This is a genomic window from Nocardia sp. NBC_01499 (genome assembly GCF_045040275.1).
In the GTDB taxonomy this organism is placed as follows: domain Bacteria; phylum Actinomycetota; class Actinomycetes; order Mycobacteriales; family Mycobacteriaceae; genus Nocardia.
The window spans coordinates 5,740,398-5,757,661 of the sequence record NZ_CP109426.1 but is presented as its reverse complement, the minus strand read 5'-3'; the positions used below and the strand labels follow the sequence as shown (position 1 = coordinate 5,757,661).

Below are 17,264 nucleotides of genomic sequence, written 5' to 3'. Positions count from 1 at the left end.
GAGCGGATGTTCGAGAAGGTCAACGGCAAGGTCGTCAAGGTCAACGTCGGGATGGCGGGTGGGGTTGCGGCCCGCACCGGCGCGATGCTGTTCTATACCGGGGATGTTTCCTTTGCGCCGCACCAGATTCCGGGCGGCCAGGCCATGGGTGGCGGCGGCGGGCTGATGCGGGTGGCCGGTCGCATGATGGCGGGTGAGCACGAGCGCACCATGCTCGCGCACGGCACCGGCGAAGTGCATTACGGATTCGCGGGACTGGAGGTGCACGTCGTCCAGATGCAGCCGGGTGCGACGTTGCGCGTCGAGGCGTCGCGGCTGCTGGCCAATACCGCGGGATTGCAGAGTTCCATTGTCTCGGTGATGAGTTCGGGTGGCAGCGGCGGCGGCGGGCTGATGGGCGCGTTGCGCGGTGCCGCGACCGGCGCACTCACCGGTCAGGGCATGTTCACCACCCAACTGTCCGGGCAGGGCTCGGCGGTGCTGCTCGCGCACGGCGGCTTCCTGGAATTGCCAGTGGGCGGGCCGAATCCGATCGTCGTCGATCCGCAGGCGTTCGTCGCCGCGTACGGCAATGTGCAGACCGAACTGAAAACGGCGCTCAGCTGGCGTGACGCGGTAGGCCGCGGCTCCGGTGAGGCCATGCAATTGCATTGTGTCGGACAGGGTGTCGTGTACGTGCAGGCCTCGGAAGAGAAGTTGTGATCCATGAGTGACATCTTGAATCCGATGAAACTCGGTGAGAGCGACAATCTTCCGGGAAACAGCTACGCCTACTGCATCGACCTGAACAAGCCGTGGTTCATGCGCAAGGGCGCGATGATCGCCTACTACGGCGATATGCGATTCCAGATGCTCACCCACGGTCTGCAAGGCGGGCTGTTACACATGGTGGCGCAACAATTCTCGGCCCCGCTGTTCACCGGCGACTATGTGGTCGCCGAGGGGCACGGAAAGCTGATCATCGGCGACCGCGGCTACGGCATCAATTCCTATGACCTGGAAGACAACGGCAATCTCACCATCCGCGCCGCCAACCTGCTCGCGTTCGAGCCAGGCCTGTCGCTGAACCAGTCCATCGTGCCCGGCTTCCTCACCCTGATCGGCACCGGCAAGTTCCTCGCCTCCTCCAACGGCCCGGTCATGTTCGCCGAGCCGCCGCTGCGGGTCGACCCGGAAGCCCTTGTCGGATGGGCCGATTGCCCCTCCCCCAGCCATCACTACGACCAGCGCTGGATCTCCAGTTTCCTCGCCGCCGGCGCCGCCCGCTTCGGCGTCAACTCCGGTGAGGAACGCCAATTCGATTTCACCGGCGCCGGCACCGTGCTCATCCAATCCAGCGAGAAGGTGCTCAGCGACGCCATGCTGGTGCGCACCATCGAGGGCCAGATCCAAAGCGGCATCTCACCGAGCGGACTGCAACGCCTCCAGGCCATCATCACCCAGCAGTTGGGCGGCCAGCAGAACTACTGAGCCGCCGCGGCTGACGCGGGAATCCTCCTTCGGGTCGTACCTTCGGCGGACTCGAGCTGGCTCGGGGCGGAGTTAGTTTTCCGGCAGGACTTCTTGCTGGGAGGCATCATGATGGTGTTCGTCATCATCGTCGGGGCGATCGTGTTGATCGTGAAACGGTTCCTCGGGGAGCCGGTGGACGCGCGGGACACGTTTCTTACGCCGTTGATCCTGGTGGGGATCGGTGTTTACAGCGTAACCAAGGTCGCCGACCTCAGTGGGACCGACATCGTCTGGTTGGTGATCGGCGGTGTGGTCGGTATCGCCTTCGGTGCCGTGCGCGGCACCACCACCGTGTTGTTCGCCCGCGACGGGCATCTCTGGCAGCGCTACACCGTGAAAACCCTTGTCGTGTGGACGACCTCGATAGCAACGGGTTTCGGTATCAGCCTGCTCGGCAGCACCATGGGGATGCATCATGACGCCAAACCCATCACCCTGTCCATCGGCATCGGCATGCTCGGCGAGATGCTCACGCTCGGACTGCGCGCCCTCTCCACCGGCATCCCGTTCGCGCCGGACAAGAAGTCCGCCGCCCGATCGGGCACGGATAGCCAACGCGGACAAGAGCGTTCGACGCTCGACCGCTTCTTCGAGAACCTCGGCCACCCGGGGACCGCACAGCCACGCGACGTCGGCCACGCCAACCCGACCCCGCCGCGCGCGGACTTGGCCGCTCGAAACGAGTACCTGCACAAGTCCGCGCCGCCCGACGCACGGTACCAGCCGAGAGCCGATCGCTCGCCGACCCTGCGTGACGGCCTCGACTGGCTCAGCCGGATCCGCGACCGCAGGCCGTGATCACCGCGAACCGGTCAGCGCCGTCCATCCATCGCCGAGGATCCTCGGAATATCGGAGAACATTGGCTCCCAATGCAATTCATGTCGAGCACGAGCACTATCGCTGACCACCCACATTGACCTCGAAGTAGCGCAGCGGATCGGCGAAGGATTCACGAACCCGGGTCAGCCCCGCCAGATGACACACCACATCAACATCGCAGACAGCCGCGGTCAACGCCTCGGCATCCAGCAGGTCAGCGACCCGAACCGACACCCCATCCGGCACCAGTCCCCGCCCAACCCGCACCAGCCCGACCACCTCATGACCGCGAGACCGCAGCACCTCGGCAACAACACTCCCGAGATACCCGTTCACCCCCGTCACCAGTACCCGCACCCCAGCATTGTGCCGGTCACCGATAGCGGTCGAGCCCCCACCTGACTTCAGGACCCCAGGCCACACCCAGGTAGCGCCTAATCAGCCGACTGTGGTGATCCCTTGATGAACCAGTTGATGATTTCCTCGCCAGCGAGGATGCCGGTGGCGCGGGTGATGGTGAGGTTCGGGTGGGTCCAGTTGAGGTGTTCCAGTTCGCCGTGCCGTGGGCGAATGGCGTAGTCGGCGGCGCGCAGCATCTCGGCGTCGAGCGCGCCGTCGCCTGCGGCGAAAGTCCTTGCCTCGGTGTCGAGTTCGCCGGAGTCGAGCAGGCGACGGCGGACCTCCGCCACGGCGTGGCTCTTGCAGACGACGTCGGGCATCGAGTAGATCTTGCGGCCCTGCTGTGAGGCGGACCAGCCGCGGGCCCGGCACCAGGCGTCCCACTCGGCCAGGAAGCCGGCGGGAACTTCCTTGGGGCGCACCACCAGGTAGCAGAAGAGGTCGTCGGCTTCGCGGAACTTGGTGACCCACGAATCATCGATGCGGGCGCGGAGTTCGGCGGTGATCTCGGCGAGGGTCGCACCGCCCGCGCGGACCTTGGCGTCGATGTCGATGCGCCAGCGCAGGTCGGGCACACCGTCGACGAGGATGTTGCCGCCATTGCTGGTGATGGCGTAACGCCATGGGGCGCCGGGTAATTGGATGCGTGCGAACTGCTTGATGGTCCGCGTGGTTGTCGGAATGACGGCCGCTGGCTCGGTGAGCGTCTGCATGCGCAGCGCGGCGGCGGTCGTCATGAACGACAGTGGCGCGCCCTCGAGATGTTCCACGCAGACGGTCGGCACGTCGGTGTGCGCGCTGAAAGCGTTGCGCGAGTAGATCATTGTTCGGTCCAGGTCGGTGGCGACCAGCGTTTGTCTTCGTAGCCTGCGTAGCTCCATCATGTCTGCTGCACATCCTTGATCAGTCCCATACACGAATAGGCCAGGTCGGGCACGACCTCGACCGGCACGCCGCGGGCCGCGGCGAGCAGGCGAATGTGCGCGTGCTCGGGCGCCTCGGCGTCGCGAACCAGCACCAGCCACGGCATCCGCCGCAACAGCACCCTGGTGGTCTCACCGACACCGGGCTTCACGAAATTCACACTGGCAATGCCATATTCGGCACGCACCTGCTCGACCGAGGCCCACCCCGTCCAGGTCGGCGTGCGATCGCTGTCGCGAACGGCTGCCACCTCGGCGGGCACTCGATCGCGCACGGTATCGAACGCGGCACTCACTGCGTCGAGCAGCCGCAGCGAGACATCGTCGCCCGCCAGCTCTCGGTAGTACTTGGCGCCATGGAACTCGCCGGGCCCGATCAACGTGTCGTTCAGCACCGTGCGGGAAACCAGGCCGGACACGGTGGAATTCAGACAGGCCGAGGCGATGAGGAAGTCATCGCGCGTGCCATAGGTACGGACACAATGGCCGGGATCGGCCAGCACGGCCAGCTCGCCATTGAACCGGGCACCGCCCGCCGCGTGATACGCGTCGAGTGCCTCGCCGAGCTCCCGCGTGATGGCGCCCTTGCCGGTCCAGCCGTCCACGAACACGATCGACGCCGGATCATGATGCCGCGCAAGATAATCCAGTGCGACGGCATCGATGCCTCGGTCACGCACGATCGATACCGCGTAGTGCGGCACGTCCAGACTCGGCAGTCCGGCACCGCGCCCGGACCGCAACCAACGCCGCATCAGGATGCCGATCGGCGTTCCAGCCCGCGCCAGCGACACCAACACGACGTCGTCACCGCGTTCGGCCACAACGAGTTCCGCGACAGTCGCCACGGCGAGCGCGAGCCGCTCGGCACTGTCGGCGAGCACCTCGTCGAACAGCGAACGGTAAGCGGCATCCGGCTGATACTCGATCGGCAGCGACTCCGCGTAGTGCGCGGCACCGGATTGGATGCGCCGTTCCCGTTCCGCCACATCGGCTTCGAGGTCGATATCGGACAGGTCCTTCAGCAGCCAGGACACTTCTTCGGCCGCATACGAACCGAACGCGGGACCGTGCAGCGGCTCGGGCAGTGCCGTCGCACGTCGCTCGGCACGCAGCTTGCGCGGATCGGCGCCGGGGAGCACCGCGACCAGCACATCCGCTCCGGAGTTGGTCAGCACATCGACGAGCCCGCCGTGCGCGACGAGTTCCTCGGTATCGGCCGGTGGATCGATGACGACGACCAGCACCGGATCACCCGTCGAATCCGCACGCTGAGCAGCGTCGTCCGATTGGCCGGAGAATTCCGCCGCCCACTGCGCGTTGTACAGATAGCGTGGCTGTTCCTGACCGGATTCCGGTGCGGTGAAACGGAATCCGCGACGCAGCGGATACCCGGGTTCGTCCAGCACATACGCCGGTGATCGCGTGGTGGTTTGGTACCGAGTTGGCGTACCGGAATCGGCAAGTTCCGCCGCCAACCGCAGTGGCAGATACATCAACTCCTCGTGCGCGAGCACGATTACCGGCCGACCGGCGAACTCCGCCGCGAGCCGCGACCGCAGCGCGTCGTTCGCGGCACCGACGGCCGCGTCGAACGCGGTGACATCCGAACGCAGGATCCCGTGCCTGCCGCCTTCCGGCACCGAAGCAGGCCAGGGCAATTCGATACGAGTAAACGAACCACGCTGTGCGGCAACAGGATTCATGTCCGGCTCGGGCAGATCAGCGACCGCGTCCACCAGCCCCTCCGGCAGCACCGTGTGCCCCGACGCCAAGCAGACGGTATCGATCCGCACTCCGAGTTCCGCCGCCGCCTTGTCGAAAGCGGTGCGATCCACCTCTAGCCGCATATCTACCAGCGATGCCAGCACGTAATGCGCGCGGGGCGAAAATGCGTGGAGGGCGCGGATCGCGTCGAGAGCGGTTGCGCCGGTGGAGATTTCGTCGTCGACGAGCACCAGCGGGAGGTCGTTGACGAAGATATCGGCGGGCATGGGTTGCAGCTGGTGGGAGGTGGCGTGGGAGTGGCCCTCTTCGAATCCGGTGAGGGTTTCGGCCTCGGCTACGTCGCGCCGCGTCGAATGGAGGTAGCCGACGGCGCCGAGGCGTGCGGCGACGCAATGGCCGAGACCCGTTGCGGTTTCGGCGAAGCCGAGGACGAGTGCGTCGCGGTCGCCGAGGGTCTCGCGGACGAGGTCGCCGAGTCGATTTCCGCCGTCGAGCACGACACGCGGGTCGGTCGGCAGGTGTTTTCCGAGCACGGTGGATACGAGTAGGTGGGCACGGCGCGGATTGCGGCGCAGACCGGGTTGGATCAGCTCCGCGATGGCCAGTTCGGCGGGCAGCGCGCTGGCGGGCCTGGCGGCGGCCGCGCCGTATGACTCCTCGTGGTGCAGTCGCAGGCCGAGAGTTTTTGTTGCCCAGGGAATTCCAACAATGTCTAGAGCGGCGCCGGTCATACCGTCACCAAGGCCGTCAGCAAATCCACGAACGAAACTCCCTTATTCGCCACACCGAAAACCCGCGCCCGCAGCAGCGTCTGCCGCGCCCAACTGCGGTGTGGGCGCATCTCATTCATCTTGTTCCGATATCCCGACGCCGCGACACCGCCGACGTCGACCTGCAGGATGTCCAGCGCGTCCGAGTACTCCTCGTGCGTCACCACCGACAGCGCGTGCACCGCCGCGACATGCGACGGATGGATCACCGTTTTGCCCTGGATCCCGTTGGCCCGGTCCAGGGTGATCTCCCGCAGCAACCCGTCCAGGTCCCGGCTCACCAGGTACTGCCGGAACGGCACCGCGTCGGACTCCTCGAACGGCGCGGTGCGCAGCAGCGGCCGGAACATCCGTTCGTGATCGGCGAAGTACTCCCAGACCGGCCCGGTGATCACGAAACCGGTCCCGTCCGCGCGCCCGAGGTAGTTCACGATGTCGGCGATGACATCGGCGACCACCCGCACGTCGTAGATGGTCAGGTCGCGGTCACGCCGAATACCGAACGTCGAACACATATCGGTCGCGCCGACCCGCACCGCGAGCACCCGCTCCCGATGCTCGGCCAGCAATTCCGCGATCTGCGTCAGCTCCTGATCCCGCGTCTGCCGGTGCACCAGTCCCGCCGATTCGAGCACCGGCATTCCGTAGATGGGCCGGTGCAGCCGGTCCACCGCCGCACTCAACGCGTCCAAATACTTCGGGCCCGTCGTGCTGTCGAACTTCGGGAAAACGAACCCGGTCAATACCGAGGCGCCAGCACCCAATTGCTCGACGATCTCGGTAATGGTGTCCGCGTCGCGCACCCGGACGAACAGCAATGGATTCGAATCCCCATTGGCCGCAAGAAGATTCAATGTATCGATGGTCTGCCGCTTGGCCAGTTCCACCTCGTGATCGGCGACCGCGTCCTCGAGATCGATCACCATCGAGCACACACCGCGCTCGGCGCGTTTGCTGATGGTCAATGCCAGATCCGGCCGGGTGGCCGGTGCGTACAACGTCGCGCCGAGGCCGATGGCCAGTAATTCTCGATCGGTGTAATCGTCGCCGAACGGCTCCGGTTCGCGGAAAAACAGATTTCGTGCCTCGGGGCCGTGCAGCTGCCGGAAGTGGCGCAGCGGCATTCGCTTCCGCAGGGAAACCTCCCGCTGGACGGCGATGCCTGCGGTCATCGTTATCGCACCCTCATTCTCGTCGTGGTCCTGCTTGTTTTCTCATTCGATCCACTACCCCGGCTATGAAATCGGTGATGGTATCCAGCTCCGCCACATAGGCCCAGTAGTCGGGGTGCCGACCCGTCAGCGTTTCGCTGATTCGGTCGATCCGTGCGGCCTGCGCGTCCAGCACAGAGCCCCATTCGGTGACGAGCCCGCGACTCACCGCGAGCATTTGGGCATCCCGCAGCCGAAATCGTACGGCCTTGGCTTTCTCGTGCGGGTCGGACCGGACTTCACGCAACGTTGCCAGCCGTTTGGTGACGGCGTCGACCTTGTGCTCGGCCTCCGTGAGATACCCGCGGGCGGATGTGGTCAGATCAAGTGCAATCTCCGGGTTGTGCTCTGCCGCTGCCGCACGCGCCCGGCCGAGGGCAGCATCCGCGGCGTCGATGGCTCGCTGGCTTTCCCGCTCATTGTCGGCCAGATCCGCCGAACTCGCAGCGTTGAATTCGCGCAGCAACCCCGAGTAGGCCGGGCCGAGCCCTTCGGCCCTGGTCCGCGCCGCGGCGAGCCTGGTGGTCACCGAGGAGATCGCGGTCTTCGCGGCGGCGGCCCTGGAAGGGGCCTGCGCCAACGCGTCCGCCAGCCGCTTCGTCTCCGCCTCCAGCCGGTTCGCGGCCTCGCGCACCGCGGCCACCGGCGCGCCCGAACCGGCGGCTTCCAATGTGATGAGAGCCTCATCCACCGCGGCGGCATGTTCGCGCACCGAGGGGTAGTTCGCGTACTCGGAGTCGGCCGCCTGCCCGCGCACCCCCGCCGCGGCGATCTTCACCTGCTGTGCCAGCTGCGGCACGGTGCCAAGGACGGCGACCGCGTGCTCGAGCTGCGCCTGATTGCCGCGATAGAACTCGTCGACGGCGCGGGCCGCGTCGGTCAGCTGCCTGGTCACCGCGTCGGACTGCTGCGGGCCCTGCGCCACCGGGGTTCCGTCGCGTTCGGCCTGCTCGAGCTGCTCGGTCAGCGCGACATACGCGCCAGCAGCGTCGTAGCAACGGCTGCGCACCGGCTCCCAGGCAACGGCCATTCTGCGGTCGGGGAACACTTGCTCGGACGCGTGCACCGCCGCCTCGGCCGCGCTCTGGCGCTTGTCCATGTCGAGGAACGCCGAAGCCAGCGCCTGTCGCGCCTGCCCGATCCATTCGTTGCTCCCGGATGACCGGAACCAGCCACGCCTACGACCTACCACGCCCCGATCTTAGAGATCTCCGGTGTTCACCGGGGGTTCTGCGGGTTCCTACGCAAGTTCGCGGAAACCTACTACTGTCGTAAGGCGTACCCGGCGATTCGGACATGCTGGGGACCAATGACGGACTATTGAAAGGGAATCCCGCATGGGTGTCAGTTTGTCCAAGGGCGGCAATGTCTCGCTGACCAAGGCGGCGCCTAACCTGACCGCCGTCGCCGTCGGCCTAGGGTGGGATGTGCGGACGACCACCGGTACCGACTTCGACCTCGACGCCAGCGCGATCGCGACCGGCGCGGACAAGAAGGTGCTTTCCGACCAGCACTTCGTGTTCTTCAACAACCTGAAGTCGCCCGACGGCGCCATCGAGCACGCGGGTGACAACACCACCGGCGAGGGCGAGGGCGACGACGAGATCATCAACGTCGACCTGGCAAACACCCCGCCGACCATCGAGAGCATCTTCTTCCCTGTCTCGATCTACGACGCCGAGACCAGGCAGCAGTCGTTCGGTCAGGTGCGCAACGCCTACATCCGCGTTGTCGACCGCAGCAACAACAACGAGCTCGCCCGCTACGACCTCACCGAGGACGCCTCGACCGAAACCGCCATGGTGTTCGGCGAGCTGTACCGCAATGGGGCCGAGTGGAAGTTCCGCGCGATCGGCCAGGGCTACGCCTCCGGGCTCGCCGGCATCGCCCGCGACTACGGCGTGAACGTCTAAGGAACACTTCGCGATTCGTAGGGGGCCCGGCAACGGGCCCCCTCGTCATGCGCCCGGGCCACCCGGGATGACGCTAGCTCGCCCGCCACAGCGGTGGGCGCGACACCGTTGGACATCCGGCGGTTCTGCGGCCACGCTGGTATGAGCGGCGCCAGATCGGTTACATCAGACAAGCGCTCGGACGGACGGATGTCCGGCCGACGCCAACGAAAGGTCCCCGCGTGGTCCTGCGCATTTTCGGCATGTCAATCATCGTGACGGTGCTGTCGCTCGCCGCCGCGCTGCTCTACGGAGGACCGACCGCGCTGGCGCTGGCCGCGATCCTCGGCATCCTCGAGGTCTCGCTCTCCTTCGACAACGCCGTCATCAACGCGACGGTGCTCGAGCGGATGAATGAGTTCTGGCAGAAGATCTTCCTCACCGTCGGCGTGCTGATCGCCGTGTTCGGCATGCGGCTGGTCTTCCCGCTGGCGATCGTGTGGGTCACCGCGGGGCTGGACCCGATCAAGGCGTTCGACCTGGCGCTCAACCCGCCCGCCGACGGCGCCGCGCACTTCGCCAATGGCGACCCGAGCTACGAAACGTTGCTCACCGACGCGCATCCGCAGATCGCCGCGTTCGGCGGCATGTTCCTGCTGTTGCTGTTCCTCAACTTCATCTTCGAAGAGCGCGAGATCACCTGGCTGTCCTGGCTGGAGCGCCCGCTCGCCCGGCTCGGCAAGCTCGACATGCTCTCGGTGGTCGTCGGGGCCATCGGGCTGGTGCTCACGGCGGAACTGATCGCGGCCGACGACGAGCGCGCGACCGTCCTCGTCGCGGGCCTGCTCGGCATGGTCACCTACATCGTGGTGGACGGTCTCGGTTCGATGTTCCACACCGACGAGGAAGGTAGTGGCGGTCCGTCGGAGCTGGTCAAGGCGACCGGCAAGGCCGGGTTCTTCCTGTTCCTCTATCTCGAGGTGCTCGACGCGTCGTTCTCCTTCGACGGCGTGATCGGCGCGTTCGCCATCACCTCCGACCCGATCATCATCGCGCTCGGCCTCGGTTTGATCGGCGCCATGTTCGTCCGCTCGATCACCGTGTACCTGGTGCGCAAGGGCACGCTGTCGGAGTACGTCTATCTCGAGCACGGCGCGCACTGGGCGATCGGCGCGCTGGCCGTCATCCTGTTCGTCTCGATCGGCGTGCACATCAACGAGATCATCACCGGCCTGGTCGGCGTCGCGTTCATCGGCGCGGCGTTCATTACCAGCGTCATTCGCAATCGGCGGGCAGACGACGAAAATGTGGACAGCGAACGAGAGCCGACCCCGGTAGGCTGATTTTCGGTACGTAAGCCGAAGGCTTGTGCGGCAGCGGCCACTCCCTCCGGAGGACCGCTGCCGCTGCCATTTCTGGTCATGCACACAGCTCGAGGGGGATCACGCCGATGGCGATCGACAGCAACGCCGGTGGGGTCAATCTGTCCAAGGTGACCCTGTCGAAGGCGACACCGAGCATCAACCTCACCAAACCCGGTGAGCAGCAGGGCAACATGCGGGTCAACCTGAACTGGTCCACTGGTTCGAAGGGCTTCTTCCGCAAGGCCAAGCCGATCGATCTCGACCTCGGTTGCCTCTACGAGCTGGCCAACGGCACCAAGGGTGTCGTGCAGGCGATCGGCAACAACTTCGGCTCGCTCGACGCCGAGCCGTACATCACCCTCGACGGTGACGACCGCAGCGGCACCGCGGCCGGTGGTGAGAATATGCACATCAATCTCGCTCGGCCCGAACTGTTCCGGCGCATTCTGATCTTCGCCTTCATCTACGAGGGCGTGCCGAACTGGGCCGCCGCCGACGGTGTCGTCACCCTGTTTCCCACCGCTGGCCCGCAGATCGAGGTGCGCCTCGACTCCCCCGTCGACGGCGCCCGCTCCTGCGCCATCGCGCTGCTGCAGAACCAGGGCAACGGGATCACCGTGCACCGGGAAGTCCACTACATCAACGGTGCGCAGAAGGAGATCGACGAGGCGTACCGGTGGGGCATGAATTGGCACAGCGCTCGTAAGTAAGCCCACCGCTCGTCAATAGGCCCGCGCTCGTCAATAGCCCAGCGCTCGTAAGTTGGTTCAGCGCACCGCAACCGCGGGTCGTAGCGTGGCAGCCGGTACCGCGGCGGGTTTGCGCGAGGCGAAGACCAAGCCGATCAGGCCGACCGCGAGTCCGGCAATGGTCAACGGCCGCAACGGCTGATCGATCAGCACCCAGGCGAGCAGTGCGGTCACCGCGGGAGTCGCGAAGAACAGCCTGCCGACCCTGGTCGCATCCCAACGCCGCAGCATCGCGTTCAGCAACAGGAACGCGGCCATCGAGTTCACCAACACCATCCAGGTGAGCGATCCGGCGAACCTGGTCACATCCGCCACGTGCAACTGACCGGTCAACCAGGCGAGCACGCCCGCGATGGGCGCGCTGACGAGCACGTGCACCGCCGTGGACGCCCGGGAATCGACCTCGGGCACGAACCGCTTCTGATAGACCGTGCCGATGCTCAACCCGAGCAACCCGATCACGCACAGCAGCAAACCGATCAGCGAAAACTTCGACTGATCCATGACCGCCATCGCGACACCGACACCACCGATGCCGAAGCCGAACCACTGTCGCGCCGTAACGGTTTCGCCGAGCACCCCGGCGAACAGCGCGATGACCACCGGATTCAAACCCTGCACCAGGGCGATGACGGCCGCGGGCACATGCTCGCCCATCGCCGTGTAGAAGGCGCCGAACTGCACCATCTGCATCAGCAGTCCGGCGACGGCGACGTGACGCAGTTGCCGCCCGCGCGGCCAGGTGGCGCGCACCGCGAACGCGTAGGCGACCAGCAGGACGCCCGCGACCGCATAGCGCGCGAACAGCACCATCATCGGCGGCGCCGCACCGACACCGACGACACCGGCGATGAACGCGCTGCTCCACAGCACCACGAACACCGGCTGCGCGGCCGCCGACATGAACTGAGCCTTCACGTGCCCTCCTGAGCCAACCGCCTTAGATGGTTACTACCGTGGCAGCTCGATACGTAACCTGTCAAGGTGGTTACTATGGGAGGGTGTTCACCTTCGTCAGCGGCAACCTCGCCCTGGATTTCGCGGGCACGGTCAAGGCCCGCACCACAACGTTCGACGACGCCCTGGCCACCCCCGCCGATCTCGCCGACTGGCTGGTCGCCGCCGAGTTGCTCGACCACGCCCCCGACTGCGACGCGACGACCCTCGACCGTGCCGTGCGCCTGCGCGAGGCCGCATACCGCATGGCCGTCGCCGTGTCCGGTAGCGAACCACTCGCCGACGCCGACCGCCGCCTCGTCAACGACTGCGCCAAGGGCGAACTCCCCGCGATCGGCCTACGACCCGACGGCACCATCACCCGCGCGGGCACCCCCGCCGCCGCGCTCACCGCGATCGCCCGCTCCGCCATCGAACTGCTCGGCAGCTCGGCCACGATCAAGGAATGCGGCCGCCCCGAATGCACCCGCCTCTACGTCGACGCCTCCCGCGGCGGCACCCGCCGCTGGTGCGATATGACCGTGTGCGGCAACCGCGTCAAGAGCGCGGCCTTCCGCGCGCGGCACGCCACCGAATAGGGCACTGAACAGCGCGTTCGGTAGACATTCAGACCACGTTCAGTCGGCTCCCGATGCTGTAGGGGAGCGATCGCCCACCGGCTCCGGCGATCCGACGTGAACTGGAGGAAACCGATGACCATTACCCCGAATGTGCTGCTCGTGCACGGCGCCTGGGCCGACGGGTCCTGCTGGAACAAGGTGATCGAGCGGCTGTTCGACAAGGGCGTCGGCACCGTGGTCGCCAGCCAGCTACCGCTACGTGGGTTCGCCGACGACGTTGCCGCGGTCACCCGCGATCTGGACGCGCTGGCCGGGCCGACGATCCTGGTCGGCCACTCCTACGGTGGCGCGGTGATCAGCCAGGCCGGCTCGGGTCGTGCCGATGTCACCGGGCTGGTTTTCGTCGCCGCCTACGCGCCCGCCGCTGGCCAGTCCGCCTTCCAGATCAACCAGGAATTCGGGCAGGAACTGCCCAGCGGTGCGGACCTGGTGAATATCGGCGCCGAGGACGCCCCGGACCTGATCATCGCCCGCGATCGCTACCACGTCGACTTCGCCGCCGACGCCGACCCGCGCGAGGCCGCACTGCTCGCCGCCACGCAGAAGCCGACTTCCGTTCTCTCCCTTGCTGGTTCAGGCTCCGCGACGCCCGCCTGGGTGACGCTGCGGGACAACACCTGGTACCAGATCTCCGAGCTGGACGCGATGATCCACCCAGACCTGGAGACCAAGATGGCCTACCAGGTAGCCACCGAGGATCACATCGTGTCGCTGGCCACCGGGCACGCCTCGATGATCACCGAGCCGGACGCGATCGCCGACCTCATCGCGCGGGCAGCCGCCGGTCAGTGAAGATTTCGTCAGCCGGTGGGCACGCCACCGGCTGACGGGATGACCGCCGGCGCGCCGAGCAGGTCGCCGATAAGGTCGAGATACCTTGTGGCACCGATTGTTTCGGCGTGCGAGCGCGCTTCCCAGCGCAGCTCAGCGGCGCGCTCGATGTCGCCACCGTCGTAGCGGACCGCGGCAAGTTCCAACAGCGCCGGGATCAGTTCGACCGGGGAGTCGTAGCGGCGCAGCAGGCCGACCGCTTCGGCGAGCAGTTCCGCGTCCACCCCGCCGGGCGCGGCCGAAGCCATTGCGCGCAAAGCCCTTCCGATGGTGCCGGGGGTATCCCACTGCCGGGCCAGTTCGAGTTCCGCAGCGGCCAGTTCGCGCGCCTGTTCGCGCTCGCCGAGGCGCACGAGTTCCATTGCCGCGCAGCTGCGCCACGGAATGTGGGCCGGGTTGGCGATGCCGACCGCAGCAACCCGGCGCCCGCAGTCCAGGAAGTGGGCGATCGCCTGGCGGGAGTCTCCGCGAGCGGCGCAGAGCATGCCCTTGACGTGGATAACCACTGTCCACTCCCAGGTTTCGGGGTTGGCATGGTCGCTCACGCTGTCGAGCCATTGCTCGGCTTCGGTCAGTCGGCCGAGCCCGAGCAGGCCATGCGCGTACTGGGCGACCAGCGCGAGTGGCGGCCGGATGGACTCCTCGCCCAGCATGCCGACGATCGGCGCGACCTCGCGCAGCACCCGCCGGTAGTCGCCGCAGCGCAGTAGCACTTCCGAGCGCAGGATGAGGCGGTAGACGTCGATAGTGCCGAAGTGATGATCCTTGCGCTGCTCGCTGAGCTGCCTGGCCAGCGCGAGATCGCCGGACCACATGGACAGATGCGCGAGCAGCCCGATCAGCTGCTGCGGCAGCACATCCCAGCCGCGTGCCGGATCAGGTCCGGCAGGGAAGCGGGCGAGTGTCTCGCGCGCGGCGTGCTTGACGCGGAAGGCATCGTCCCAGGTGAGGATCGCCGTGGTGATCTGGTCGGTCGCTCCAGCGGTGCGCAACGCCGTGACGAAGCCGTGCCAAGTCGTCGAGGTCAGGCCGGCGACCGCCCAGGATGCGGCCCGAATATCCTTGGCCGCCAATGGGTCTCGCATCTCGGTCTCAGCAAGCACCGCTTCGAGCAGCGCTGTCGCCGCACCGGCCTGCCCCCGCGTCGACATCGTCCAGGCCAGCGGAATGAGCGCGGTCGGCGCGACGCGGCGTTCGCGCTGACTGTGCAGCGCTTCCTCCAGATGCGCACGGGCCGCGGCCGGGTTCGTCCACAACTCCAGCTGGCCGAGGCGAACGAGGATGTCGTCGCGCCCCTGCGGTGTGGTGATCCGCAAAGCCGCCGCCAGCTGCCGCACGGCGTCGGCGATCAGGCCGTGACGCAGGCACTCCTCAGCCGCGTCCAGCAACACAACCGTCCACCGCGAGTACCGCACACCGACCAGGTCGCGCAGGTAGGCCGCAACCTGTCTGGCCGAATATCCGGCGCTGCGAGCCTGCTCGGCGGCGGCGAGCCGGATCCGGTCGGTGCCGTCAAGGCCGCCGAGCCAGCGAATCGTGTTGCCGATCAACGGATGACGGAACACCGGCGGTGTCACCGACACCAAAATGCCTGTGGCGGCGAGCATTTCACAGCGTTGACGCACCGCGTCCACCGATTCGGCGCAGGCGGCGGCGAGCACCTCGAGGGTCGGCGCGACATCCTGCAGCACGGCGAGCGCACACAGCATCGCGGCCCCGGGCGGCGAGTATCGGCCGAGCAATCGGCTGATCGAGCGCGAGTAGCAGCCCTCCGGTAGGTAATCCGGAATACGGTCGTGGTCGCGGAGTGCGGCCAGGTCGGTGATCAACGCGCCTGCCAGCAGCGGGATGCCGGCCGTCGCCCGCTGAATGTCCGCGGCCAGACCCGGCGGGCACACGGCCCCGGTGCGCCGTTCGTATAGTCCCTCGATCGCGGCGACGCTGAGCCCACTCGGCCGCAATACCGCGACAGCGAGTGGCTCCAGCCGCTCGTGCAGGTCGAGAATCGCTGGCTCCCAGGAGCGTTCGTCCAGCGCCAACACGACAAGCACTCGCATTCGACGCAGTCGCGGCACCAATGTGGTCAACACTCGCGCGCAACGCTCGTCCAACTGTTCCGCGCCGTCCACCAATATGACAAGCAGTCCCGCCGCCGAATCCTGAATTAGCCTGGCGGACAAGCCTTCTACTATCTGCGCGTCGGTTTCCTCGGTCGAAATCACGGAGCCGACCAGTTCCGAGACCAGGCCGAACGCCGCCGCACCATCCCACAACGGTGGCAGGTCCACCCGTCGCGCACCTGGCACTCGCCGGGCCACCTCATCGAGCAATTGCGTCTTACCGAAACCGGGCCGTCCCGAGATCACCACCAGCCCACCGCTGCCCGCGGCCGCGCGCTCTGTCCACGCCGCGATTCTGGTCAGCTCCTTATCCCGCTCGAATACGATCGGCGCCGCCGAATCCGGCACCGGCCACAGCGCGGCCACCATGCCGAGGCGCTGTTCGGCGGCATCTTCTAGTGGATGCGCGGATCGGTCCGACTCAACGCCTGGGACAATCTGCCGCGCACCGCTATCGTCCAAGTCGGCAGCGGTCTCGGCGGTCAGGGTTTGCCGCGATCGAGGCTGTCGCAGCACGCTTTCACCGGCCAAGATCTGGTTGTGCAGCAAGCGAAGTTCCTCGCCCGGCTCAACGCCGAGCTGATCTACGAGCAGCCTGCGGGTTTCGCGGTAAACGTCCAGCGCTTCGGACTGGCGACCATGGGAGTACAGCGCCCGCATCAGCACCGCGCGCGGGCGTTCGCGCAGTGGATGTTCCGCGGTGAGCATGCGCAGGCGGTCGATCACCTCGGCGGAACGGCCGAGTGCGACAACGACATCGAGGCTGTCCTCGACAACGGCGAGCCGTCGCTCGGCCAGCCCGGCACGCAGGCGCTGCGCGAAAGGCCCCGGCAGCCCGGCGAGCGGTTCGCCGGAATACAGGGCGAGTGCCTGGGCATACCGACCTTCGGCACGCGCCCAATCACCGAGCTCACGCGCACGGGCCGCCTCGCTGACCAGCCGGTCGAACAGGCCGAGATCGGTCTGTTCATCCTCGATCCGCAGCTGATATCCGCCATGTCCGGACAGCAGTACCGCGGGCGGTGTCCGTGGTTTGCGGTCCGGCTCGAGCACTCGGCGCAGCGCCGAGACGTAGGTCTGGATCACGCCGACGCCGCTGGCCGGTGGCACACCGTCGTACAACGCGGCGAGCAGACTCGCCGCCGACATCCATTGCCGACGCCGCAACGCCAGCGCGCACAGCACCGCACGCCGCTGCGGCGGACCCAACGCGAGAACCTGCTCGTCGCGATGCGCTTCCACCCCGTTGAGCAGCGTCAATCGCAGCACAGGAGGCGAGGGCGCGCCCGCGTCCGCGTTATCCATCCGTGCTCCACCGCCTTGATGTGTCCGTCCAGCCCGAACAGAGTAAGCGGACCAGCGTCCAGT

At 66.7% G+C, this 17,264-nt stretch carries 15 protein-coding genes; 8 read left to right on the top strand and 7 right to left on the bottom strand.

What is annotated here, in order from left to right:
• Positions 1-6 precede the first annotated feature (6 nt).
• From OG203_RS26280 to OG203_RS26270, 3 genes are all read left to right on the top strand, one after another.
• A complete protein-coding gene (locus tag OG203_RS26280; protein WP_405159935.1) occupies positions 7-702 on the top strand; it encodes an AIM24 family protein in 696 nt (231 codons plus the stop codon).
• Between the two features lie 3 nt (positions 703-705).
• Complete coding sequence (locus OG203_RS26275) at positions 706-1,470, top strand: AIM24 family protein (RefSeq protein ID WP_405159934.1); 765 nt, start codon at positions 706-708, stop codon at positions 1,468-1,470.
• A gap of 108 nt (positions 1,471-1,578) precedes the next feature.
• Positions 1,579-2,310 carry a hypothetical protein gene (locus tag OG203_RS26270; protein ID WP_405159933.1) on the top strand — a complete coding sequence of 244 codons (732 nt, stop codon included), beginning with the start codon at positions 1,579-1,581 and terminating at the stop codon, positions 2,308-2,310.
• Positions 2,311-2,407: 97 nt separating this feature from the next.
• On the opposite strand, the gene OG203_RS26265 is transcribed toward OG203_RS26270, so the two are convergent.
• The 5 genes from OG203_RS26265 to OG203_RS26245 form a co-directional block, all read right to left on the bottom strand.
• Positions 2,408-2,689, bottom strand: a complete 282-nt coding sequence (locus OG203_RS26265; RefSeq protein WP_405159932.1) for an NAD-dependent epimerase/dehydratase family protein — start codon at positions 2,687-2,689, stop codon at positions 2,408-2,410.
• Between the two features lie 77 nt (positions 2,690-2,766).
• Positions 2,767-3,615: an HAD family hydrolase gene (locus OG203_RS26260; RefSeq protein WP_405159931.1), complete on the bottom strand. Its 849-nt coding sequence runs from the start codon at positions 3,613-3,615 to the stop codon at positions 2,767-2,769.
• Entirely contained in the window at positions 3,612-6,113 is a 2,502-nt protein-coding gene (locus tag OG203_RS26255) for a phosphoribosyltransferase (protein WP_405159930.1), read from the bottom strand. The genes OG203_RS26260 and OG203_RS26255 overlap by 4 nt, the downstream gene beginning before the upstream one ends.
• Positions 6,110-7,324 carry an HpcH/HpaI aldolase/citrate lyase family protein gene (locus tag OG203_RS26250; RefSeq protein WP_405159929.1) on the bottom strand — a complete coding sequence of 405 codons (1,215 nt, stop codon included), beginning with the start codon at positions 7,322-7,324 and terminating at the stop codon, positions 6,110-6,112. The genes OG203_RS26255 and OG203_RS26250 overlap by 4 nt, the downstream gene beginning before the upstream one ends.
• A gap of 13 nt (positions 7,325-7,337) precedes the next feature.
• Positions 7,338-8,555 carry a hypothetical protein gene (locus tag OG203_RS26245; RefSeq protein ID WP_405159928.1) on the bottom strand — a complete coding sequence of 406 codons (1,218 nt, stop codon included), beginning with the start codon at positions 8,553-8,555 and terminating at the stop codon, positions 7,338-7,340.
• A 145-nt stretch (positions 8,556-8,700) separates the two neighbouring features.
• On the opposite strand from OG203_RS26245, the gene OG203_RS26240 reads away from it, so the two are divergent.
• The 3 genes from OG203_RS26240 to OG203_RS26230 all read left to right on the top strand — a co-directional run bounded on the left by OG203_RS26240 (position 8,701) and on the right by OG203_RS26230 (position 11,329).
• Entirely contained in the window at positions 8,701-9,276 is a 576-nt protein-coding gene (locus OG203_RS26240) for a TerD family protein (protein ID WP_379283348.1), read from the top strand.
• Between the two features lie 221 nt (positions 9,277-9,497).
• The gene (locus OG203_RS26235; protein WP_405159927.1) at positions 9,498-10,598 is read left to right on the top strand and encodes a DUF475 domain-containing protein; all 1,101 of its coding nucleotides are present in this window, start codon (positions 9,498-9,500) and stop codon (positions 10,596-10,598) included.
• Between the two features lie 107 nt (positions 10,599-10,705).
• Positions 10,706-11,329, top strand: a complete 624-nt coding sequence (locus OG203_RS26230; RefSeq protein ID WP_405159926.1) for a Tellurium resistance — start codon at positions 10,706-10,708, stop codon at positions 11,327-11,329.
• Between the two features lie 57 nt (positions 11,330-11,386).
• Here OG203_RS26230 and OG203_RS26225 read toward each other — a convergent pair whose 3' ends face one another.
• Complete coding sequence (locus OG203_RS26225) at positions 11,387-12,286, bottom strand: DMT family transporter (protein ID WP_405159925.1); 900 nt, start codon at positions 12,284-12,286, stop codon at positions 11,387-11,389.
• Between the two features lie 83 nt (positions 12,287-12,369).
• Between OG203_RS26225 and OG203_RS26220 the strand changes: the two genes are divergently transcribed.
• Together OG203_RS26220 and OG203_RS26215 are read left to right on the top strand one after the other, a co-directional pair.
• On the top strand, positions 12,370-12,903 hold the full coding sequence (locus tag OG203_RS26220; protein WP_405159924.1) for a CGNR zinc finger domain-containing protein: 534 nt from the start codon (positions 12,370-12,372) through the stop codon (positions 12,901-12,903).
• Between the two features lie 114 nt (positions 12,904-13,017).
• On the top strand, positions 13,018-13,737 hold the full coding sequence (locus OG203_RS26215) for an alpha/beta fold hydrolase (RefSeq protein WP_405159923.1): 720 nt from the start codon (positions 13,018-13,020) through the stop codon (positions 13,735-13,737).
• An 8-nt stretch (positions 13,738-13,745) separates the two neighbouring features.
• On the opposite strand, the gene OG203_RS26210 is transcribed toward OG203_RS26215, so the two are convergent.
• Positions 13,746-17,201 carry a BTAD domain-containing putative transcriptional regulator gene (locus OG203_RS26210; protein ID WP_405159922.1) on the bottom strand — a complete coding sequence of 1,152 codons (3,456 nt, stop codon included), beginning with the start codon at positions 17,199-17,201 and terminating at the stop codon, positions 13,746-13,748.
• Positions 17,202-17,264 lie beyond the last annotated feature (63 nt).